General features: G+C 25.3%; 15 protein-coding genes and 1 pseudogene. 5 read left to right on the top strand and 11 right to left on the bottom strand.

All coding sequences use genetic code 11. From position 1 onward, the window contains the following. Window positions 1-577 precede the first annotated feature (577 nt). Entirely contained in the window at window positions 578-1294 is a 717-nt protein-coding gene (locus AB4W73_RS02465; protein ID WP_367680268.1) for a 1-acylglycerol-3-phosphate O-acyltransferase, read from the top strand. A gap of 1337 nt (window positions 1295-2631) precedes the next feature. On the opposite strand, the gene hemX is transcribed toward AB4W73_RS02465, so the two are convergent. Further along, on the bottom strand, window positions 2632-3732 hold the full coding sequence (hemX, locus tag AB4W73_RS02460) for a uroporphyrinogen-III C-methyltransferase (RefSeq protein WP_367680267.1): 1101 nt from the start codon (window positions 3730-3732) through the stop codon (window positions 2632-2634). Between the two features lie 1654 nt (window positions 3733-5386). Here hemX and msbA point away from each other — a divergent pair. The 4 genes and pseudogenes from msbA (at window position 5387) to AB4W73_RS02440 (ending at window position 11827) form a co-directional block, all read left to right on the top strand. Further along, window positions 5387-7132, top strand: a complete 1746-nt coding sequence (msbA, locus tag AB4W73_RS02455) for a lipid A ABC transporter ATP-binding protein/permease MsbA (protein WP_367680266.1) — start codon at window positions 5387-5389, stop codon at window positions 7130-7132. After that, window positions 7132-8109 (top strand): tetraacyldisaccharide 4'-kinase, encoded by a 978-nt coding sequence (lpxK, locus tag AB4W73_RS02450; RefSeq protein WP_367680265.1) that lies wholly within the window; start codon window positions 7132-7134, stop codon window positions 8107-8109. The genes msbA and lpxK overlap by 1 nt, the downstream gene beginning before the upstream one ends. A 2264-nt stretch (window positions 8110-10373) precedes the next feature. After that, entirely contained in the window at window positions 10374-10601 is a 228-nt protein-coding gene (locus AB4W73_RS02445) for a twin-arginine translocase subunit TatA (protein ID WP_367680264.1), read from the top strand. Between the two features lie 484 nt (window positions 10602-11085). After that, window positions 11086-11827 (top strand): annotated as a pseudogene (locus tag AB4W73_RS02440) (twin-arginine translocase subunit TatC). A gap of 1001 nt (window positions 11828-12828) precedes the next feature. Here AB4W73_RS02440 and AB4W73_RS02435 read toward each other — a convergent pair. The 10 genes from AB4W73_RS02435 to tolR form a co-directional block, all read right to left on the bottom strand. Beyond that, window positions 12829-13104, bottom strand: a complete 276-nt coding sequence (locus AB4W73_RS02435; RefSeq protein WP_367680763.1) for an HU family DNA-binding protein — start codon at window positions 13102-13104, stop codon at window positions 12829-12831. Window positions 13105-13204: 100 nt separating this feature from the next. Continuing rightward, window positions 13205-14890: a 30S ribosomal protein S1 gene (gene rpsA, locus AB4W73_RS02430; RefSeq protein ID WP_367680263.1), complete on the bottom strand. Its 1686-nt coding sequence runs from the start codon at window positions 14888-14890 to the stop codon at window positions 13205-13207. 77 nt (window positions 14891-14967) lie between these two features. Continuing rightward, window positions 14968-15726, bottom strand: coding sequence for a (d)CMP kinase (cmk, locus tag AB4W73_RS02425; RefSeq protein ID WP_367680262.1), 759 nt, complete (start codon window positions 15724-15726; stop codon window positions 14968-14970). Between the two features lie 1420 nt (window positions 15727-17146). After that, complete coding sequence (gene serC / locus AB4W73_RS02420) at window positions 17147-18238, bottom strand: 3-phosphoserine/phosphohydroxythreonine transaminase (RefSeq protein WP_367680261.1); 1092 nt, start codon at window positions 18236-18238, stop codon at window positions 17147-17149. A gap of 816 nt (window positions 18239-19054) precedes the next feature. Further along, window positions 19055-19609: an L-threonylcarbamoyladenylate synthase type 1 TsaC gene (gene tsaC, locus AB4W73_RS02415; RefSeq protein ID WP_367680260.1), complete on the bottom strand. Its 555-nt coding sequence runs from the start codon at window positions 19607-19609 to the stop codon at window positions 19055-19057. 498 nt (window positions 19610-20107) lie between these two features. Beyond that, window positions 20108-20878: a tol-pal system protein YbgF gene (gene ybgF, locus AB4W73_RS02410; RefSeq protein WP_367680259.1), complete on the bottom strand. Its 771-nt coding sequence runs from the start codon at window positions 20876-20878 to the stop codon at window positions 20108-20110. Beyond that, window positions 20879-21400 (bottom strand): peptidoglycan-associated lipoprotein Pal, encoded by a 522-nt coding sequence (gene pal / locus AB4W73_RS02405; RefSeq protein ID WP_367680258.1) that lies wholly within the window; start codon window positions 21398-21400, stop codon window positions 20879-20881. 45 nt (window positions 21401-21445) lie between these two features. After that, window positions 21446-22744 carry a Tol-Pal system beta propeller repeat protein TolB gene (tolB, locus tag AB4W73_RS02400; protein ID WP_367680257.1) on the bottom strand — a complete coding sequence of 433 codons (1299 nt, stop codon included), beginning with the start codon at window positions 22742-22744 and terminating at the stop codon, window positions 21446-21448. A 152-nt stretch (window positions 22745-22896) separates the two neighbouring features. Further along, window positions 22897-23937 carry a cell envelope integrity protein TolA gene (gene tolA / locus AB4W73_RS02395; protein WP_367680256.1) on the bottom strand — a complete coding sequence of 347 codons (1041 nt, stop codon included), beginning with the start codon at window positions 23935-23937 and terminating at the stop codon, window positions 22897-22899. Window positions 23938-24113: 176 nt separating this feature from the next. Continuing rightward, a complete protein-coding gene (gene tolR, locus AB4W73_RS02390) occupies window positions 24114-24542 on the bottom strand; it encodes a colicin uptake protein TolR (RefSeq protein WP_367680255.1) in 429 nt (142 codons plus the stop codon). Between the last annotated feature and the right edge of the window lie 33 nt (window positions 24543-24575).

The raw sequence follows: 24575 nt of genomic DNA, 5'->3' as shown, positions 1-24575 counted from the left end.
TATCTACACAAATAAATTTCTTTCAGTTACTAACCAGCTTTATACTATTTTTAATACTATTAACAATAATTATAGTATTTATATACTCCATAAATCCTTTAGTAATTTAAACAGAAGCTTATATTTTATTTACCTTAAAATATTAAAGATTTTAGTTAATTATATAAATTTACATAAAACAATAATGGATAGTAATATTATCAACATTTTTAAAAATTAAGATAACTATATGATAAAATTAAGTACCTTAAATGTTAAAAGTTTTCTAAAGTTATTTTAGAAAGATAAATATATTATTATATTAATATATGAGATACTACTAGAGTAATTTGATAGATTTTATAATATACTCTATTTAATAAATAAATAATCAATAAATTTATTATCAGTTTAATTAAGTAATTTTAAACTAAATTAATATAATTCTCATAAATAAAAATATTATTATTTATCTATTTACTTTAAAGGCAATCTAAATAGTAAGTCAATGACTTTAAGTAAATAATAAATGTATTGAATATATTTTAATTTAGTATTAATAAATATAATAATTTATAATAGACCCTCAGAGGAAGTTATGTTATTAGTTTTACGTCTACTATTTGCGATTTTGTATTGTATTCTTATTTGTATTTTTGGTTCTATTTATTGTTTATTTAGCCCATGTAATCCTAAGCATGTTGCTTTTTTCGGGCGTTTATTTGGCTGGATGTCAACGTTATTTGGTATTACTGTAGAGCAACGTATACCACAAAGAACTACTCAATTTAATAATTGTATCTACATTGCTAATCATCAAAATAATTATGACATGGTTACTATAGCAAAAGTTATTCCTTTTGGTTGTGTTACTATTGGTAAAAAAAGTTTATTATGGATTCCGTTATTTGGGTTAATATATTGGTTAACTGGTAATTTATTAATAGATCGTAATAACCAAACAAGAGCATATAATACTATAACTCAAGTTATTAAAGAAATTAAAAAAAGAAAACTTTCTTTTTTGATATTTCCTGAAGGAACTCGCAGTTATGGAAGAGGTTTGTTGCCTTTTAAAACTGGTGCTTTTCATGCTGCTATTGCTGCTAATGTACCTATTATACCAATTTGCGTTTCCAATACTCATGGTAATATAAATTTAAATCATTGGTCTAATGGACGAGTGATTATTGAAATCATGCCGCCAATTGATACGCGTTATTACAGTAGGAAGCAAGTACGTATATTAACTAATTATTGTTATGAACTTATGTCGCTAAAAATAAAGCAATTAAATAAAGAAATATTAGCATAAATTCTATATAAATAATGGTATTTTAATTTATTATTTTTTATATAGCAAGCTATTGATATTATATTATAGATATATAACTTTATATAATATTTTACTTTATATATTTTAAAATTAATATATTAATTTTAAAAATTGAAAAATAATAATAAATTATGTTAGTAACATACATTTATATTATACTAACATTTGATATAATATAAATGGATAGTGAAATTACTAATATTATAGTTATGTTATAAAAATACTAATTTAGTTATGTATTAATCTTTTATTTAGCAGCTTAGTTAGATATTAAAAAGTTATTATATAAGATTTAATAGAGCATGTTGTTCTTTTAATATAAGAAGATAGTATTGATAATTTTATAAATTTAATTAAAAATAAATAAGAAAAATAATTAAAGAAAAGTTAATAACTATAAAATAAGTAAATAGTTGTTACGTATATTAAATCTAATTACTTAGATTTTATAGGTAATTTATTTAATCTTATATTAGAATATGGAAAATATTTAATAGTTTTTTTATTTAAAAAGACTATATAAATAGTTAAAATTATCTTATAAGTAAAAGGTAATACTGCATCATCCAGTTATAATAGAGCATCTATACTGTAATATCTATTACTAATGTAATAAATTAACTTATAATTAAATAGTAAAAAAATTTTAAACAATAGCATTTTCAGATACTTTATTAGAATAGTTAAATCTATTTATTCTGTTTAATTGTAACATTTAAATATAGTAGATAAATATTTCTTGTCTAGTAAATTTAACGAAGTAATTATTAGGAAGAGCATTAATATAGAATGTAAATTGCTTTTATACTTAAATATAATTATTTTACTACCAATTAAAACTAAGTTGAATAATACAATAAATGTAATCTTAGTAATAGTTCTCATTAATAATAAATTAAAAATTATTTATGCATTCTTTATTATTAGATTAGTAATAGCAATAATGTTATAGTTATACCAACTTCTACTTCATAAAAGTAATATTTTCTATATCTAGTTAGTTAGATACATTACCTTTAGTAAATATACTAATTAATTTATCTAATGATATTTTTTCTTAAATAGTTATCTAACAATATTACTATGTTAGTAATATTGTTCATTTGCTATTTTATAACATAGATAAAGTTTATTTAAAAATTAATATTTTTAAGAAATTTAATAATTATAATATAATAAGTATTTTAATTATACAAATAGTTATTGTTATTAACAACAACCTTGAGATTTAAACTTTTACTAATTTATTTGATTAATATAAAAGAATAATATTCTTATATTAATACGGATTAATAATATAATCTATTAGATAAATACTAACAGATTATATTATTAATCCGTATTAAATTTTTTAAAATTGATGAGCTTTTTAGGTTATTAGGTAGATTTATTGAGATTGATTGTTGGTTTAGTTTATCAAGCTTAAGTAAAAACATTTTATTATTAATGTTGTTAGTATCAAAATAAATCCGTATCCAGGTAGAGCTTGTCTTAAGTGATTTTTTATAAATTTTATCCTTATGATGATAAATAGCCTGAGCTGCTATTAACAGACTGGCACGGATATTTTCACGTAAATAAATATCCTGATTTGGCGCTAATATTAACTTGTTATTATCACGACGTCGAATACTAATAAAATTAGCAATAAAATTTTGCCAACTTTTATTTAAATTCTTTCTCCATTCAGACATGGAGCTAGAAAGTACTTTATTTTTTTTATTTGTTAGTTGATTATATTTATTATTATCAGATAAATAGAGGTTATCAACTTGATTTACTAGTTGATTTAAATGAAGAATAATACCATCAAAATCAATCTGATTAATAGTAGATATTGTATGAATATCTTCTATAATAGCACGACTTACTTTTATTAAACTAGGATCATTTATACCTACTAAGTTAGTATAAGCATTTTTTAACAAGATAATAGTACTAGTAATATCTTGATCTATCCATAATTTATACTCAGCCATTTTCACAAGAAAATCTGTTTTAGCAAGTAACCAGATCTTAGTATTACCGCTCGAAACAGAAATAATTTTCCTCTGTAATTTATTTAATTGATAGATTAAAGAGTTTTGTTGATGATTTGATATTTCTAACGCTTTACTATGTTTTTGTAGTAAATATTTTAAATATTTTCTTTCTTCTGCTTGAATTTGTTTTAATTGATTTAATTCTTGAAGTAATAATTGATTAGTTATATGTTGTTGCTGAAATTGTTGTTTGTAAAAATAAAAACTTATACTCAACATGCTAACAAGCATGATAATTACCATACTTAATAATAGTAAGTTTAAAGATTTAAAATATTTTTTTAGTGTTATTAATCTATATTCTTTTTTTAGCGCCTTTCTATCTATAGTTATAGTGTCTTTTATAGGGATAGATTGAATATTTTGTTCCATCATAATGATACTTTATAGTTAGATTATAAAACTAAGGTATCTTAGAAGATAATTAAAATTTCTTAAGATTATCATATTTTAGTCAAATAATTTTATTAAATACGTTTATACATTTATTAAAACTATACTTTTCTTCTACCTAAGAGCCTTATTTAATAGATTTAAAATAAGTTCTAAGAAATCTATTGTAACTTATAAATTAAGATATTATTAGCGCTCTTAATTATGTACCATCTATGTTAAACTAAGTCTTATTTAGCATAAAATAACTAAGCTTTATTCTATAACAATTATTATACGGGGTAGTTAAGTAGCTAAAATAGTAATATACTAAAATTAAAACATAGAGTTATTATAACATTTTTGCAATTAGTTATTATTATATATTAATCCTCATATGTTATCAGTAAATACTTTGTTTGCTAATATTATAATAAACTAAACTTTATTAAGAGTGCTAATAATAACTCATTCTACTTCTTAAATAAAAATATTTTTCCTAGTAATATTAGGCTACTATTATCACATAAAAGTAAAACCTAATTGTTACTAACTCATTACAATTTATATAAGGCAGATAATTTTGCTAGTTAAAATATTAACTAGATAATCTAGTAATGAATGACTAATAGCTTATAGCATTAAATTACAGTATACTACTATATACTAAGTTGTATAGCTAAGCTATGGTAATTTGTTTTGTTTAATAGTAAGTAAATATAACAAATGATATTTCGTAACATTATAAAAATTAAATTCTTAATTTCTTGTAACTTTATTTTAATTAATTGATTTGTCAATCTTTTAGTATACCATACTTATTTTTTATTAGATAAAGCTATAGTAAATAAAAAATTATATATAAAATTTTTAAATAAATAAAGAATATACTAATAAAATACGCTAATTTAGTCCTAGATATATAATATTTTTAAGTATTTTAAGGAATTTAATATTTAATGCATCCTAAAATTAGGATAGTTATATATACAAGTTATTAAAGGTTTGATAAGATTATTAAAAATAAATGTTCTCTAGGAGGAAAATAAAAACTCTTTTAATATAATAGATAAACGTAATATTCTTAGATTATTAAGTTAGTATGTATTAAATGAAAATATTATTAGTATAATAGGGAAGATTATATAAGTTTATTTTAAAATAAATAATAATATATTGATGTTAATTATTATTTTAATAATTTTAATAAAAATAATTATTTATACAGTACTTACTGGTTTATACAGTACTTACTGTATTAAGAATAAATAACTTAAGTTAAATTATTTTATAGTAATTAGTAATATTATATTCTATATAAATAAAAAATTTAAATAATATTAGATAATTCTATAAAATAAAAGATAGTTTAAATTAGGCTATAATTTCATTGTAGTAATTTATAATATAGAAATTAGATAGATGAAATTTTCTAAGAGGTTTGTTATATAGCATAACACCTATGTATCTAGGTTACTCAGGCTATTTTTAGTAAAAAGTAATATGCAAGTAGTTATCATGGGTAATTAATACCTTATTAGTAACATAAATGGTTTAGTATTAGAGGATATTATTATGTAGAATGGGTTTCTTAGAAACTATTCTAAACCTCTTGTGCTTACTAATACTTCGTCAAATCTTTTTAGGTTAATCTTTGATGATCAATGATAAAGATCTTTCCACATGGCAAACTTTTCAGCGTTTATGGCCGATGATTACTCCATTTAAAACTGGTCTTATCACTGCGGCAATAGCATTAATCCTTAACGCAACTAGTGATGCTTTTATGTTATCATTACTTAAACCATTACTAGATGATGGTTTTGGTAAGGCAGATAGTTCAATTTTGATGTGGATGCCATTAGCTATTATTAGTCTGATGCTAGTACGAGGTATAATGGGATTTATTTCAACTTATTGTATTGCATGGGTTTCTGGTAAAGTAGTAATGTATATGCGCTGTCGTCTATTTAGTCATATGATGGGTATGCCAGTTTCATTTTTTGATCAGCAATCTACAGGGATGTTGCTTTCTCGTATTACCTACGATTCGGAACAGGTAGCATCCTCTTCTTCTAGTGCGTTAATTACAGCTGTTAGAGAAGGTACGTCTATCATTGGGTTATTTGTTATGATGTTTTATTATAGTTGGCAACTATCATTAATTTTAATTATTATTGCTCCTATTGTTTCATTAGCAATTCGTATTGTATCTAAACGTTTCCGTGATATTAGTAAAAATATGCAAAATACTATGGGACAAGTAACTACTAGTACAGAGCAAATGCTAAAAGGACATAAAGAAGTTTTAGTTTTTGGTGGACAAAAAACAGAAATTGAGCGTTTTGACGTAGTTAGTAACCAAATGAGACAACAAGGAATGCGTTTAGTTTCTGCTTCATCAATCTCTGATCCTATTATTCAGTTAATTGCTTCTTTTGCTCTTGCCTTTATATTATATGCAGCTAGTTTTCCTAGTGTAATGGAAAACCTAACTGCTGGTACTATTACTGTAGTATTTGCTTCTATGATTTCATTAATGCGTCCATTAAAATCATTAACTAATATTAATTCTCAATTTCAGCGTGGTATGGCAGCTTGCCAAAGCTTATTTTCTATTCTTGATACTAAGCAAGAAAAAGATCAAGGCAAATTAGAAGTAACTCGGGTAAATGGAGATATTCAGTTTCAAAATGTTAGCTTTTGTTATGCGGGAAAAGAAACACCAGTACTAAAAGATATTAACATACATATTCAGGTAGGTAAAATAGTGGCACTAGTTGGACGCTCAGGCTCAGGCAAGTCAACTATTGTCAATCTTCTTACTCGTTTCTATGATGTTAATAAAGGTAACATCTTAATTGATCAGCATGATTTACGTGATTATAAACTACGATCACTACGTAATCAGATTGCATTAGTCTCACAGAATGTGCATTTATTTAATGATACTATTGCTAATAATATTGCCTATGCTAGAAATCAGCAATATAGCCGTGAGGAAATAAAAGAAGCAGCACGAATGGCTTGTGCTACTGATTTTATTAATAAAATGGAGAATGGATTTGATACTTTAATTGGTGAAAATGGCGTAATGCTATCTGGAGGGCAGCGTCAACGTATTGCAATTGCACGTGCTTTACTGCGTAACTGTCCTATTTTAATTCTTGATGAAGCTACCTCAGCATTAGATGCTGAATCTGAATGTGCTATTCAAGCTGCTCTCGAAACATTACAAAAAAATTGTACCTCATTAGTTATTGCGCATCGCTTATCTACAATTGAAAAAGCAGATGAAATCTTAGTAATAGAAGGTGGTTACATTATAGAACGAGGTAAACATAGTGAATTATTAGCAAAACAAGGTGTTTATGCTCAACTTAACCATATACAATTTAATTAATGATAAATTATATTTGGTTTAGTCAGTCACATCTTTATTTATTGTTATTACCTTTATCTTGGTTATATGGATTAGTAACCTGGTTAATTCGTATAAGTTACTTACAAGGCTGGCGTGCTAGTTGGCGCTCACCAATACCAATCGTGATAGTAGGCAATCTTACCGTAGGAGGTAACGGTAAAACACCTGTAGTTATCTGGTTAGTAAAACAATTACGAAAACGCGGATTACGTATTGGAGTAGTTACACGTGGTTATGGCGGTAAATCATCAAATTATCCAATAATACTTACAATGCAGACTACTACTAAACAAGTTGGTGATGAACCTATACTAATTTTTCAACGTACTGGAGTGCCTGTTGCTGTGTCACCTAACCGTTCTGCAGCAGTTCAGTCCTTATTAAATATGCATTCATTAGATTTAGTAATAATGGATGATGGTTTACAACATTATGCTTTACAAAGAGATTTTGAACTAGTTGTCATTGATGCATTACATCGTTTTGGCAATGGTTGGTGGTTACCTGCTGGTCCAATGCGTGAACGTGAAGGACGGCTTACTTCAGTAAATGCCATTATTATTAATGGTGGTTACGCAAGATCAGAAGAAATTTCTATGCAATTACAAGCTTCTAAGGCAGTTAATCTAGTAACTGGAGAACAAAGACCTGTTCAGGAATTAATACAGGTTATAGCCATGGCAGGTATTGGTTATCCGTTACGATTTTTTTTAATGCTTAAACAATTAGGTGTCACTACGCAAAAAGAATATCAATTTGCTGATCATCAAAATTATTCGTTGAAACAATTATTACCACTTGCTAGTAAGCAACAATCATTATTAATGACTGAAAAAGATGCAGTAAAATGTCGTACATTTGCAAAATCATATTGGTGGTATCTACCAGTTGATGCGCAATTAGCTTCACCACAAGCAGAAAAGTTATTGATGACTATTAGCTTATTATGTAACTAAGAAATAAGATTTTAACGTTAAACTTCTTACAAAATCTATTATACATTTATAATACGTGTCATAAATTTTACATTGTCTGATACTTGTGATCTTCATATTTTTAAATAAATTATATAGAGTTATTTTATATAAATCATCCAGACATTGTGTATAAAAGATTATTTTACAAGTTAATCTATTTTCTTAATAAACCTATTTAAATCAAAAGAAAAATAATAAATTAAAAAAACCACTGATTTTAGTTTTACACTATTACTAAAAAATAGATATAGTAGAGAAATTTTCATTGCATTGCTACAAAATATATTCTAATAAATAATCTAATATCATTTAAAGTTATTTACTCTAAAAATATTTATCACATGGATAATAATACGTTTAATTTAGTTAAAAAGTATTAGATTCAACTAAAGATATTAGTTTTTAATCTAAATTAGGAAATATTTAAATATATGATAAGTTATGATAGCTTTTAAAATATTACTTATTATAATTTAATTAGTGTTATTACTTATTTCTAATAAAATAATAATTTAAGAGAATTTAACATCTTTATTTAATAATTTATAATAATTATTTATAATCTAAATACATTAATTCTAATTATTTACTTAACTTTATTCCTTATCTATTGATTACTAATTACTTTTTGGCTAATAAATCATTACAAAAATGAATTAATTAGTAAATAATTACATCTATTTTATAAACATTAGAACTAGTCTAAATAAAAATTTAGTTTAATAATACTAATTAATCGTAATTTTTTATCAAAGATGATTTCTGATTAGGTGTAATTATTACATGATTTAGTATATTATTTCTATGATATGTATATTTATAAACATATTAAATAACAATAAATACACCTTTATAAATCTATTTTAATGATTTTAATTAATAAGTTTTAATATTAGGGTTAATTGTTTAGGTATATATTATTAGTTTTAAAAATTGGCAAAAGTAGTATGAAAAGTTATATACCCTAATATCTACTTAATTATTATAATCTATATCTGTTCAGTGTATTTTTTAGTAAAATAGATATGTAAATTATTACTTAATAGGTAGTTATTTTACTCATATAAAATCATCAAAGAGCATAAAATACTCTATAGTAAACTAAATTTACTACACTGAGTCATTAATACTATTCAGTTACATTAAAATTTTTAATAATTGCTACTAAATACTATATATTTCTAAATTTACATATAAATTTCTATCAAAAATACATTAGTTATAAAATTGTATAATATACTAGTATTAGATACTACTATAGCAGAAAGTAAAGCAAGGAATTAATATGAATTTACTTATTAAATAAGGTATGTAAATTTTTTTACTTAAGCATTTCATGCTGATTTCTTACACGTAAATATGAACTAAAATAATATTATTATAGGCTACTAATAATTACAGGATCTAATGAATACATATACATTAATTAGTCATTATTAACATATAAGATAAGCAGACAAATACTATCTAATAGAAATTTTTTATTTACATTAATTAAGATTACTGATGTATTGTAAGCTACATACTAATGCAAGCTGGATACTAAGTAATACTAAGATGCAAGACTTTAAGTTCTCTATTTAAATAGTTTATAAGTCTATTTTAAGAAGTTATTAACTGAAATATCATCTAGTACATACTCTATTAAACTTATTTAGTACTGCCTATTATTTTGATATAGAAATAACCTTAGTTAATTTGGTTGTAAAAATATTATTACATGTAGAATAACTAGAATGGTAGATTCACTCTAAACTGGATCTATAAATAATAGCTAACTATTTTTAGAAACTATCTATATGATTAAATTAATTTATCCAAAATAATTAGAAATTAACAGAAAAGGCATCTTTTTAAAAGATATCTTTTTAAGTGAAAAAATTTTTTAAGCTACTTGATATTATTAACAATAATTTTTAATAACATAAAATGTTATAATAAGATCTAAATCAATTATTCTTGTAGATTAAAAAGTATAAATATTAAGAATAATCTCATTATTTATTTAGTTTCAGCGCTATACTATTTATTAGTGTTATAATTTTGCAATTAATTGATATTTCTATACCATTGATAACATTTATTATTATTAGTATTCTAATATAATTAATGGATATAAATAAACTTATTAATAGTAGTAAAAAATTAGTGTAAATATGATTGTTATACGAGATAAATCATAAGATTAAACGATACATAAAGATAGGTATAATGGGGAGGGTAACATAAGTGTTTAGTAATTAATGATTATTGCTATAATTGTGGTTCTACTATTTAGTACTAATAAGCTACGATCTCTTAAATCCAATTTAAGATCCTTAATTAGAGATTTTAAAAAATTAATGAATGATGATATTTCTATACCTTCAACAGATAAATCTTTAGTCAATACTGATAGTACGATTAATGATACTAATTTTACGATAAATACTTTTACCAATAACCCGCCTTATGTAAAAAGAATAATTTAAAAACAGCAAAATAGGTATAACCATGTTTAATATTAGATTTAGTAGATTACTATTAATTATAGTAATTAGTCTTGTTATGATTAGGCTATAAAATAATTATCTATGGTAATAAAGATGGATTATACAAGCTGGATTAAAACATTGCATTTTTTAGCTACTACAGTATAGTAAAAACTACCTTAAAAACTAAAACTCTAAGAGTTACAAGATAATCTAAAACAAGTTTAATAGTAAATTTAGAGGGCATTACTCTAAAACTTTAAGTTTCTATTAATGAACTAAAACATACTATAAAAATGTTTTAATAAACCTATTATACAGAAAATTTTATACTGACAATAATCTATATCTTGTTAATTCATAGGTAATTAAAATAAGATCGTATTCTCAATGAGGCTCGTATTAATAATGATAACTAGTAATATTAAGAATATTAAATCTTTTCTTTAATAACTCTAGATAACTCTAAAAGAAATTAGTAAATATGACTCTTAATAATACTCAATCTCTTATTGGTTATTTAATAGAATTACGAAAACAGTTATTAAATTATATCGTTACAATATTAATTATTTTTTATTATTAGTATATTTTGCTAATAATATTTATTAATTAGTCTCTGCACCATTAATTAAACAACTACTATAAAGCGCAAATATGATTGTGATTGATATAGCCTTCACTTTTCTTCATGGCTATTAAGTTAACTACAATGGTATCATTATTTATTTTTGCTCTGTTCATTATTTATCAAGTTTAGAGATTTATTATTATAGCACTGCATAAACATGAATATCGTCTAATTTTACTATTATTAGCTTTAAATAGTATTTTATTTTACTTAGATATAGTATTTGTATATTTTGTTATTTTTTACTAACATTTAGTTTTGTAAAAACTTTTTGACATGTGTGTTAATAGTAACAGATATGAATAATTATCTTGATTTTTTTGTTATGATATTATTGCAATCTTTGCATTTCTTTTGAGAGATATTTATCATTATTATTTTACTATATTGGAGTAGTATGACCATGCTAGAAGATTTAAAGAAAAATATCCATACATATTAGTTGGTACTTTTATAGTTGGGATACTACCCAACTTCACCTAATGTTTTTTCACAAACATTACTTACTATTTTAATATATTTACTATTCAAAATAAGTATTTTTAGCACTTATTTTTATCCATTAAAGCAACGCCATTTTTCTGTAGAGGAATAATAGTTTTTATAAAAAACATACTACATATTATAAATTAAATATATTTAATAATAAATCTAGAAAAGATACACAAATTATAGAATTTAATAAAAAATTATTTCTATTTAGTAAAATAGAGAAAAATTATTCTTTATCTTTATTTCTTAATTAAATAATCATCAAAAACTTATTAATGCTTAATGATCAAAATAATTTATTTTAAAATTAATATAAGTGTTATTAATTACTTATACTTTTGTAACTTTAATATATTAATATTATATAGAATATTTACGAAAACTTTGATCTAAAAGATTTTATTAATAACATTAAATTTTAAATTTAACATTTAGTTATTTAAATTATTTAATAATCTATATCTTTTATATCAAGATTTAATAAGTAATTTAAAATCTAGTAGCACTATGTGTATATGAACAATACTACTTTAATGTATTAAATTCATGGACTTCATTTAATAATCAGATAGATTAAGTAACTTATTCTACTACTAAACATAAGCTTATATTTAGCAATATAATCGTAAAGTTTAAAACTAAAAGGAGTTTATTTTTATTTTTCTATGTAGTAAAATAAATGCTAATATTTTCTTATTATATATACTATTATCTATTTTTAAATACTAATAAAGATAATAAAAAAGTTGAAATATCTTTTCTGAAATAATTACTACTAACATGAAGTATAAATGTATTTTGTATATATTTCTGAAATAGCTATTTTATTATATAAGAATATAGGTTATTAATTACATTAGCAGAATTACCTACTAATAAAAAATTAGTTTTTTATTTAAAATATTAAAACTCTAAGATTATAGATAACCTTAATTATATAATATATTATGTTCCTCTTAAGGTATAGATTACCTTAAATATTATTAACCTAGTTATTATATACAATTATATTAATAAATAATATTTTTTAATACAAAAACGGTACTTATCATACAGTACCGTTTAATACTTCTAAAATTTTATGAATTTATTATTTAATATATTTTATTTTATAGCCTCACGTAATTCTTTACCTGGTTTAAAGAATGGAACATATTTACAGTTCATCTTAACTGATTCACCAGTTTTAGGGTTACGGGCATATCGTTGAGCTCGATAACGGAGCTTTAGACTACCAAAGCCTCGTACTTCCATATGCTCACCTCTAGCTAAGCTCTCTATAATATAATTTAATATTTCAGTTATAACTTCTGTAACAACTTTATTTGATAGTCTAGTTTCTTTATCAGCTATTCTCTTAATTAATATAGACTTAGGCACCTCTGGTTTCTTCTTGGGTATTTTTATCATATTACCTCTAAGTTTTTAACTAAACCACCTAAAAAAGATGGAAAAACGATAGCATTTATTCCTATTATAATTATTCGCCTTTTGCTATTTTAAATGCTTCAGCCATAACATTAGAAAAATTATCTTCTTCTTGTTTGTTAGCATTACTCATACCTGCTACTATGGTTTCTTTCTCGTTAGTTTCATCCTTGTTATAAATAGATAATATAATAACACGGTTTTTACGATCAACATTAGCATATTTAACTTCTATAATATTACCTATCTTTAAAGTTGGTATGATAGTTTTAGTCTGATCATGAGTGGCGGCATCAGAAGCACGTAGGTAACCTTCTACGCCATCTGCTAATTTAACTTTAGCACCTTTAGCCTCAACTAATGTAATTTTACCTGATACTACGGCCCCTTTCTTATGTACTGATAGATAATTATTAAATGGGTCTTCTGTTAGTTGTTTTATACCTAAAGATATGCGCTCACGTTCTGCGTCAACTTGTAAAACTATAGCAGCTATTTCGTCACCTTTTTTATATTTATGTACTACTGTTTCACCAGATTCTTCCCAAGAAAGATCAGATAAATGAACTAAGCCATCAATGCCACCATCTAAACCAATAAAAATACCAAAATCAGTAACAGATTTAATTTTTCCTTTAACACGATCATTTTTACTATGAGTTTCCGCAAATTGTTCCCATGGATTTATTTTACACTGCTTTAAACCAAGAGAAATACGACGACGATCTTCATTTATATCAAGTACCATTACTTCAACTTTGTTACCAACATCAACAACTTTAGATGGATGAATATTTTTATTTGTCCAATCCATTTCGGAAACGTGTACTAAACCCTCAACACCTTCTTCTATTTCTACAAAACAACCATAATCAGTTAGATTAGTAACTCGACCCACTAACCTAGTTTTTTCAGGATAACGCCTAGCAATAGCAACCCAAGGATCTTCACCTAATTGTTTTAAGCCTAGTGATACACGAGTACGTTCACGATCATACTTTAAAATTTTAACTTTTATTTCATTACCTACAGAGACAATCTCACCAGGATGTTTAACACGTTTCCAAGCCATATCAGTAATATGCAATAAGCCATCAACGCCACCTAAATCAATGAATGCACCATAATCAGTTAAATTTTTAACGATACCTTTAACTACTCCGCCTTCTTGTAGATTCTCTAGTAATTGATCACGTTCAGCGCTATTTTCTGATTCGATAACGGCACGACGAGAAACTACAACATTATTACGTTTTTGATCTAGTTTTATAACTTTAAATTCAAGATTTTTACCTTCTAGATGTAGAGTATCATGAATAGGACGAACATCAACTAATGAACCAGGCAAAAACGCACGAATACTATCAATCTCGACAGTAAAACCACCTTTTACTTTACCAGTAATAATGCCATTAACGATTTCTGTATTTTCATAAGCCTTATCCAAACTCATCCATGCTTCGTAACGTTTGGCTTTCTCACGAGATAATAATGTTTCACCAAAACCATCTTCAATCGCATCTAATGCAACATCGATTTTATCACCAACCTGAATTTCTAATTTACCTTGTTTATCTTTAAATTGTTCTAAGGGAATAGCTGATTCAGATTTTAGACCAGCATCCACTAATACGATACCTTTATTAATAGAGATTACAATACCGCAGACGATAGAACCAGGACGTGTTTGAATTTCTTTTAAGGATTCTGTAAAGAGTTGAGCAAAAGATTCTATCATTTTAATGATCTTCAAGAATTATCATATAACTTCCATTTAGCCTCTTGCCGAATGGGGTTGTTTTATATATCTCACTACTAATCCTTAGTAGCAAGGTTAATTAACGCTTTATCTGTTAGTATAAGTTTATTAAAATTATCCATTTTATACTCTGTACAAGGATAACTAAATTTTTCTCGAATATACGCTAATGACTCTATAAATACCTGTGTAATAGACATCTTAGTTGTATCTAATACTAACGCGTCTACTGCAGATATTAAAGGTGCAATAGATCGATTGCAATCACGGTTATTGCGCTCTTGTATATCGACTAAAAGTCTTTTAAAGTTAACATTAAACTCCTTTTCTTGCAACTGGAGAGTACGTCGCCATGCGCATTCTTTTGTGTTAGCAGAGAGAAATATTTTAACAGGAGCGTCCGGAAATACTACTGTCCCCATATCACGACCATCAGCGATTAAACCAGGTTTTTTACGAAACTCTCGTTGACGAGACAATAATACTTCACGGATTCGTGGAAATATTGCTATTTTAGATGCTCTGTTACCTATGTTTTCAGAACGAATTTCATTACTAACATCTTTGCCTTCTAGGATGACTTGAAATTGTTTATTACTTGAAGTAAAGTAAACATCAAGATTTTTAGCAACAGCAACTAATAACTCTTCAGCATTAATATCAATTTGATAATACGAAGTTGCCAATGCTAAAACACGATAAATAGCGCCAGAATCTAATAAATGCCACTTTAGTAAATTAGCTAATGTATTACATAAAGTGCTTTTACCTACTCCACTAGGTCCATCAATTGTTATTACTGGAACTATCACCATTATTTTTATTTCCTATTAACAAACCTTATATTAGTTGCTAATATAATTAATAGTAGTGTAGCATTATGTGCTTTATTATTACTAACTATTAACTCTATAGCTATTAAAAATGTAGTAACTTATTCAAATCTATTGCGTCTCTTAACTAGGCTTTCGTATAATCTACTAAGTAGTAGAGATCTAATACTAGATAGTATTAAAGCTTTATATTTCTATATAGTTATTATTAATCCTAATTTTATATAACAAAGAATAATTTTATAAAAGATTTATTAATAAAAATAGTTATAACGCTAAAAATAATCAGGAAAAATATTATCAATACAATTAAAATTCAGTATAATTATCAGGATATCTAATAGCTTTAATGGTAAAAAGTAACATGTTATATGATAGTTATCGTAGATGTTTGTTTTTATTAGTAATATGCTTTTCTAGCATAATAACATAGATGTATTCTATATTTTTATATTTGACCCTATTTCTCGAGCTCTATTACTGTTATGAATAAACGATTTATTACTTTTATTTATTAGTTATAAATGTTATGCAGGATAATAGATTTTGTAATAAACAATATGGTAATAATAGTTATTACATGTTAGATATTAGGTTTTTATTTGTATAAATACCATATAACTAACTGTAGTATTATCTAATATAACTTACCCCACTTCATCTTAATTTATTATTAGAAGTGTTTTATTGTATATAATATATTATGAATAAATGATACTGTTACCTGCTCTTAATATAGAATCATTAATAATTTTATCTATAGATATAACAATAAAAACTTTTATTAAATACAATATATATTAATATATAGGTAGAATATTACATTGAGCTAAATATAAATATATTACCCTAACTACTATAAAACTACTATAAAAAACTACTATAAATAATATATCAAGAAACTAATTAGAAATATTATTATTAAGCATTAAATTATCAGTATAAATACTATTCGTTAAGTAACTTAAGAGATAGTTAATTCTAGATAGTAGATTTGTGCATCCTCTTTAGCATAATACATGAACCAAACATCTAATGGATTTCTATTTCATATATATTCGTAAATCAAAAGAATCTAATTAATTAAAATAACCTCATTATTATTATTTACATATAAAATAATTTAATAAAAGGTACGTGACTAATAAATAATACTTTACTTGATCTATTAATTTTGTAACAAATATTATTAATAATAAACTAATAAGTAATACTAATATTTTTAATGTTTTGAATATATGTCAAATATCATTATTATTTTGTAATTATCGATCTAGATTATCCTTATCTCTTATGTTGTTAATATTAATATATTAGTTAGAAATATGTTTAAATATTATAAGTTAAAAGTATCTTTAACTAAATAGATAGGTTATAAATAGATAGGTTATAATATAAAGACTCATCTATAATGATATTGCTCAAACTTAAACATAAAATTAACTAATGTTTTCACACCATTAAGTGGCATAGCATTATAAATAGAAGCTCTCATTCCACCAACTTTAGAATGACCTTTTAGTGCTTGTAAACCTTGCTCTTTAGCTATTTTTAGGAAAGTTTTATTTAACATAGGATTAGTTAATTGAAAAGGTACATTCATTAATGAACGGTTATTCTTAGCAACCTTATTATAATAAAGCTTACTATTATCAATAAATGAATACAATAAATTAGCTTTAGCTTTATTACGTTTTTCCATCTCAGTAAGTCCTCCTTGTTCTTTAAGCCATTTAAATACTAAATTAACAAGGTACCAGGTAAAAGTAGGTGGGGTATTAAACATAGAGTTATAATCAGCCAGCATTTTATAATTAAGAATAGAAGGTGTTAAGGGATGTGCTCTACCTAATAAATCCTTTCGTATAATTACAAGTGTTAATCCTGTAGGACCAATATTTTTTTGTGCCCCAGCATAAATCATGCCATAATGACTTATATCTATTGGATGAGAAAGTAATGATGAAGAAAAATCAGCAACTACAATTTTATCTAAAAAATTGGGTTGTTCATAGATAGTAATACCATCAATAGTTTCATTTTGGCAATAGTGCACATAAGCAGCATCATCATGTAATAACCATTGACTCATAGGTTTAACACCATTTAGACCGTCGCTATATGTAGTAGCTATATTAACTATTTTAGGTTTGCAATAACGAACTGCTTCTTTAATTGCACTATCTGCCCAAAAACCACCATTAACATAATCGGCAGTTATATTTGTACCTAATAAATTAAGTGGAACTGCTGCAAATTGCCCCCTAGCTCCACCTTGACAAAATAGTACTTGATAATTATTTGGAATATTTAATAATTCACATAAATTTTTTTCAGACTCTTGAGCTAAAGCAATAAATTCTTCGCTACGATGGCTAATTTCCATTACAGAAGTACCTAGATTTTGCCAATTTGATAATTCTTTTGTCGCACGACAAAGAACTTCGGTAGGTAGCATTGCTGGTCCAGCACTAAAATTATAAATTATAGACATTTATTATTTGTTAGTAAATATTAATCATGTGTAGTAATTTTACTACTAGTACAACATTAAATATTATACTACATTAAAAATTAAAATACGTATATTAATTAGTCAACTAATATGTCTAAATTATTAGCATAGTATATTATAATTATATTGCGTAATCTAAATAAGAAAGAAAAAATTAAACCTAAATAATAGAATAAATTATAGTAGTTTCTATTATTTCATGCAATAGAGCAGATAATTTTAACATGTTATTATTTATTAATAAATAGTTATATTGATAATTAAATTAAATAGTTTCTAACTAATACTATTAGCATCTTATATAACTGTACTGTATATAGTAAAGTATAAGTTATTGTATACAACTACGCACACTAAAAGTATATTTAGTAATAAAAATATAATAATTATAAAAACAATATAGGTATTTTTTATAAACTATACTATTAACTTTGATTTATAAAATATAATTTTTGTCTGGATTAAAATCAACTTTAAAAAGTTATTTAATAAGCTTATAAGTTGGTATTATAGCAAATTATATTTTTGTTATCTAAATACTTTAGATTATCTACTATTTTTTATTATCTAAATATTTTAGAGCATCTACTGCATGTTAATTAGCATTATTTTGTACAAGTTAATGATATAACTTCTATAATAAAATCTATTTATTATAAATAAATAATACGTAAGTACGTTCCTTAGCACGTTTTTTTAAAATCTTTTATAAATTCATAATAAATCTTAAGCATTTAACAATATATAATTTACAGTTAGTAATAAATTTTGTAAAAAATTAATATTAGCTTATCTTTAACGTATTTGCTTTCCAGTTAAACTATCTCTAATTTCTGATGGTTTTTTGTGACCACCAATCTTCCCAGATAATATAGATAAAGCTGCGCCAAATTGCATTTTAACTTCACTCTCATTTCGACAAGGTTGGCAACCATTTAAATTAGCACTAGTCGAAACTATTGGCTTGCCATAATAAGTGCAAAGCTGTTGTATTAAAGGATGATTAATTACCCTAACGGCAAGTGAGTTAAAACGCCCAGTTAACCAATAAGGAGTTTTTGTGCTAGCAGGGATTATCCAGGTAATGGCACCTGGCCAGCTAGTAAAGATGTTTTGTTTTTGTATCCTATTTAGTTTTGAATCATCTAGATAAGGTCTTAATTGATTATAATTTGCTGCTACTAAAATTAATCCTTTTTCTTGAGAACGTTGTTTTAAGGTTAATAAAGTATTAACAGCTTTTTCATTATCAGGATTACAACCTAAGCCAAATACAGCTTCTGTAGGGTAGGCGATTACTTCTTGATGTTGTAAAGTTAATATTATTTTAGCTATATTTTTTTGTATCACAGATATTTTCTTAATTTTCTACTTAAAGATAAAGATTATTTACAGTATTAATACTAATAGTATCTTCTTTATTTATATTAAGCTACAGTTATTTATTAAGCTTAATTATCATATTAATCAATATAATAAAATTTGCGCATAATTTATTAATTAAGTGCTTATAATTATCAATATTTTATTGTCGCATTCTAGGTATATAACTAATATGTGATAGGATAATAGTTTTATACTAATTTTTTATATTATTCTTTATTCTATAATATTTTTTTATTATCAGGTATAAAAATTAAGTATCATAATCTATAGTATAGAATTAATATCTTTTGAATAGAAATTCACTTATTATCCTATCTTTTTATTTATTAATATAATATTAGTACTAATTTATTTTTTAATTAAAATACGTAAAACAACATTTATTTAATTTATTTTATAAGTTATCTTAAAATTAATTTCCTTTATCTAAGATATGGTAAAAGTTTTTAATAAATAAAAAAATTAAAAAGAAACTAATTTCTTTTGTGCTTCTATAGCTGCTTGGCTATTAGGATATTTTTTAATTACTTGTTGATAGACTATCTTTGCTTTATCAGTTTGTTTTTTATCTTGCATAATTATGCCTACTTTAAGCATTGCATCAGCACTTTTTGCTGATTTTGGATAATTTTTAACTACAAATGCATAATAAGAAACAGCAATATTTTTTTCACCTTTACTATAATATAACTGCCCTAACCAATAATTAACATTAGGTAAATAAACCGATTTTGGATATTGTGTTAGAAATTTTTTTAATACTATAATAGCTTGATTATATTGCTGTATTTCTCGTAAATAAGTAGCTTGTTTGTAAGCGTTATCATCATTATTTACAGTTATTTTTGTATTATTAACAGATCCCGGAACTATAGTGCTATTAGTATTAGTATTAAATTTTATATTACCTGGTATTTCTTGCTTTATTAGATTATTTACCTGTTGTTGAGTTAACTTTAATTGTCCAAAGATCTGATTAAATTGATGATGATTATTCTGGATTTGACCACGTAAACTTTCAATATCGTATTGCAAAGATGATAACTGTTGTTGTAATTGGATTAATAATTGACTGTGTGTATTAACAATGTATTCTAACTGAATAATGTGATCTTCTAATAATTTAGAACTAATATCACTGATTGGCGCATCATCGGCTTTAGCAGCCGATGAAACTACCATACCAAAAAGCGATAACGAACCTAATAAATAGTATCTATATTTACTACTCATCTAATTCTCTTGGTAAACTAAAACTGCACGACGATTTTTCGCGTAAGCTTCTTCATTGTGCCCTAATTCTATTGGTTTAGCTTTACCATAAGAAATGATAGAGGTTTGATCTGCAGATACACCATTACTTTGTAGGTACATACTAACAGCGTTTGCACGACGTTCACCTAAAGCAATGTTATATTCTGGTGTACCGCGTTCATCCGCATAACCTTCAATAATTACCTTGAATTTTCTATGATCCCTCAGAAAATTAGCATGTTTATTTAGTATATCCATACTACTTAAATTAATATCATATTTATCAAGATTAAAATAGACTGTATGATTTGCTTTTAGTTCTTGTATTTGCAAGCTCGCTTTTTCATCAAAAGATAAATTATTAATATTTTCATTATCCATGCTGGAGTTAGAGGTGATAGTTGATTGATTACTATCAATTTTTTTATTAGAACTACAAGAAGTAATAATTAGAATAGGTAACGCTAACATGAGCCCTTTTAGTATTTTATTTATTTGCATTTTTTTGTATCCTTTAATTTAAAGTTAATTATAAATTATACACGTTTATAAATACGGTGACCAGGCAGGAAATTTAACTTGTCCATTAGTTGCTGGAAGATTTGCTTTGAAACGTCCATCAATTGATACTAGTTGTAATACTGAACCTGATTCTTTAGTCGAGCTATATATTACCATAGTACCGTTAGGTGCGATACTAGGTGTTTCATCCAGAAAGGTATTTGTTAATACTTGAATAACTCCTGTTGCTAGATTTTGTTTGATAATGTGCTGCATTCCATTCTTACTACTTACCATGATTAAAAATTTACTATCAGAACTAACACTTGCATCCTGATTTTGAAATCCTTCCCAAGTAATTCGCTCTGATATATTACTTTTAATGTGTATTTTATATATTTGAGGACGTCCGCTTTGATCTGAAGTATAAGCTAGGTGTTGATTATCTTGGAACCAACTTGGTTCAGTATTATTGCTATAATTATTAGTAATCTGACTAATACTACCCGAAGTAAGATTCATTAAATAAATATTAAGACTGCCGCTTTTAGATAAAGCAAAAGCTAACTTAGATCCGTCTGGAGAAAATGCAGGCGCACCATTATGACGTGGAAATGAAGTAATTAATTTAATATTATGATTAGCAAGCGTCTGCATAACTAAAGTAGATTTACCATGCTCAAAAGTAACATAAGCAATTTTGCTACCATCCGCTGACCAAGCAGGTGACATTAAAGGTTGAGAAGAACGATGGATAATTACCTGATTATAACCATCGTAATCTGAAACACATAATTTATAAGGAAAATGACTACTATTACTAGTTTCTATAATATAAGCAATGCGAGTACAAAAAGCACCTTTAATACCCGTTAATTTTTTAAACACTTCATCACTGACAGTATGAGCTGCATAACGTAGCCATTGTTTAGTAACTTTGTACTCATTTTGTGCTAAAATAAGATTTCCTATACCAGAAGTGTTGATTAGTTGATAAGAAACCATATAACTACCATTAATATTTAGTTGGATTCTACCATGTACGATAGCATCAATTCCTAGCTTAGTCCAAGCTGTAGAAACAATTTTAACTAAGCTTCCTGGCTGCTGCTGTGGCATGCATGATACATCTATGGGGTTAAATTTACCGCTATTACGTAAATCAGCACTTATTATTGAGGCAATTTCTTCAGGAGCCCTACCTAAGCCAGACCATTTAAACGGGATAATAGCGATGGGTCGAGCTAAATTAACACCATGGGTAATTTCAATACGCACCTCTGCATGTAAAATGGTTACCCAAAACATTAAAAATCCGAGTATTACTCGAGATATTTGTTTCATTTTATATCCATTTCTAAAAAAATTTATATTGTAACAAGTTTGAATAATTAGTTAAATTATTACAATACATTAAATATTTTATTTAAAATGTAGAGAAATAATGTAATATAAAAATAATCTAATTAAAATTTTATGTATATTTATTACATCTATTACGGTTTAAATACAAGTATAGCATTCTTAAATACCTGGTAAATATTATCATTTGGTAATTTAGGTATTTTAGCTTGTTTAGCAGCTGCTATTGCCGCTTGACATAAGGCAAAATCGCCTCCTTCAGTAGTTATGTTAATTAACATAGCTTCTGGAGATAATTGAATTCTCAGATCACATTTATGCCCATGATAAAGATTTGCATCGTAAAATTTACTTTGAATAGCTGCGGTAATTTGTTCTAAATATTTATTAATTTCAGATTTTAAAACGTTATTGTTTCTGTTTTTATCTTGGTTAATCGTTACTATACTATCTTGAAGTATGTTTCTTTCTGCTGCTAAATTTTCTAATAGATTGTTTACTTCTATTGCTTTTATTCTCTCAGTAATAGCTTTTTTTTTGGCCTCAGATAAAATAGTAACTTTTTTAGTCTTAGTTATTATTTTTTGTTTTACTTTATTTTCTATTTTTTGCACTTCAGCCTGTTTTTTTACTATAGTAGTTACTTTTTTTACTGTTGCCATTGCTTTTTCTTTAACTATCGTAGTTACTTTCGGTATTTTTTTAGTTTCTACTTTCTCCTGAGAATCCTTTAGCTGTTTTTGTTTTATTTGCATTTTTTTTGTTGTCATTATAGTTATTTTTTGTTGCTCAGAAAGCTGTTTTTGACGCTCTTTAGTCACTTGTTTTTTATTTTTTTGTGTTTGTAGACGCTCTTTTTCTAAAGCTTTTAAACTCTGCTGTCCTATTATCTGTTTTTGTTTTATATTCTCAATTTGTTTCTCAGTTATTTTTTTATATTGTTGTATATGTTTGCTTTTAATATGTTGTTGTTTTTGGTGCTGATACTGTTGTGTAATAACACTAGGGTTAACCATTACTACGTCGATAACAGCGCTATTTGTATTAGAGGTACTAATATTGGTATTTTGTATAAAGGACCCCCAAATTAACAAGGTAATCAATAATAGGTGTAAAATAACCGAAATAATTATAGCTAGCTTCAGTTTATAATTTTGTTTAGTTCCTTTTGTCACATTTGATTTCCAGAAACAATATTTTAACAATAAACTTTTTATAAAGTTACAGTAAGTGTTGTAGATTTAAGATCTTATGCGTAGTAATTACATGGTATATAGAATATATAAAGATTACTAATACTAAGTAATAAAAAACTTACAACATAGTAGTAGATTTATAAAAATTCACGAAGTTATATCGTTTGTGTCATTAAACCTACAGCAGTAATGCCAGCCTGATGTAATATATTCAATACCTTAATAATCTCTTCATAAGGCACTTTTTTTGCACCACCAATTAAAAAGATAATTTTTGGATTAGCTTGTAAATGCGCTTGTGCCTCGGCAATAATTTGTTGTTTTGATAGTTGTTCTATGCGTTTATAGTTAATGACTAAGGTATATTGGTTTATTCCAGAAACTTCAATGATGATTGGTAGATTATCTTTATTAGATACTATTTTTGAATCTATTGTATTAGGTAAATTAACTTTAACACTTTGCATAATAATAGGAGCTGTCGCCATAAAAATTAGTAATAAGACCAATAAGACATCAAGTAAGGGAACAATATTAATTTCATAATTAAGCTTACGATTTTTACGGTTTAATGCTAGTCTCATATCCTTTACACCTTACTTACTAGAATCTACCAG

Origin of the sequence: Candidatus Fukatsuia anoeciicola (genome assembly GCF_964059965.1) — a bacterium.
GTDB classification, from domain to species: domain Bacteria; phylum Pseudomonadota; class Gammaproteobacteria; order Enterobacterales; family Enterobacteriaceae; genus Fukatsuia; species Fukatsuia anoeciicola.
This window is presented reverse-complemented; position numbering and strand designations above follow the sequence as displayed.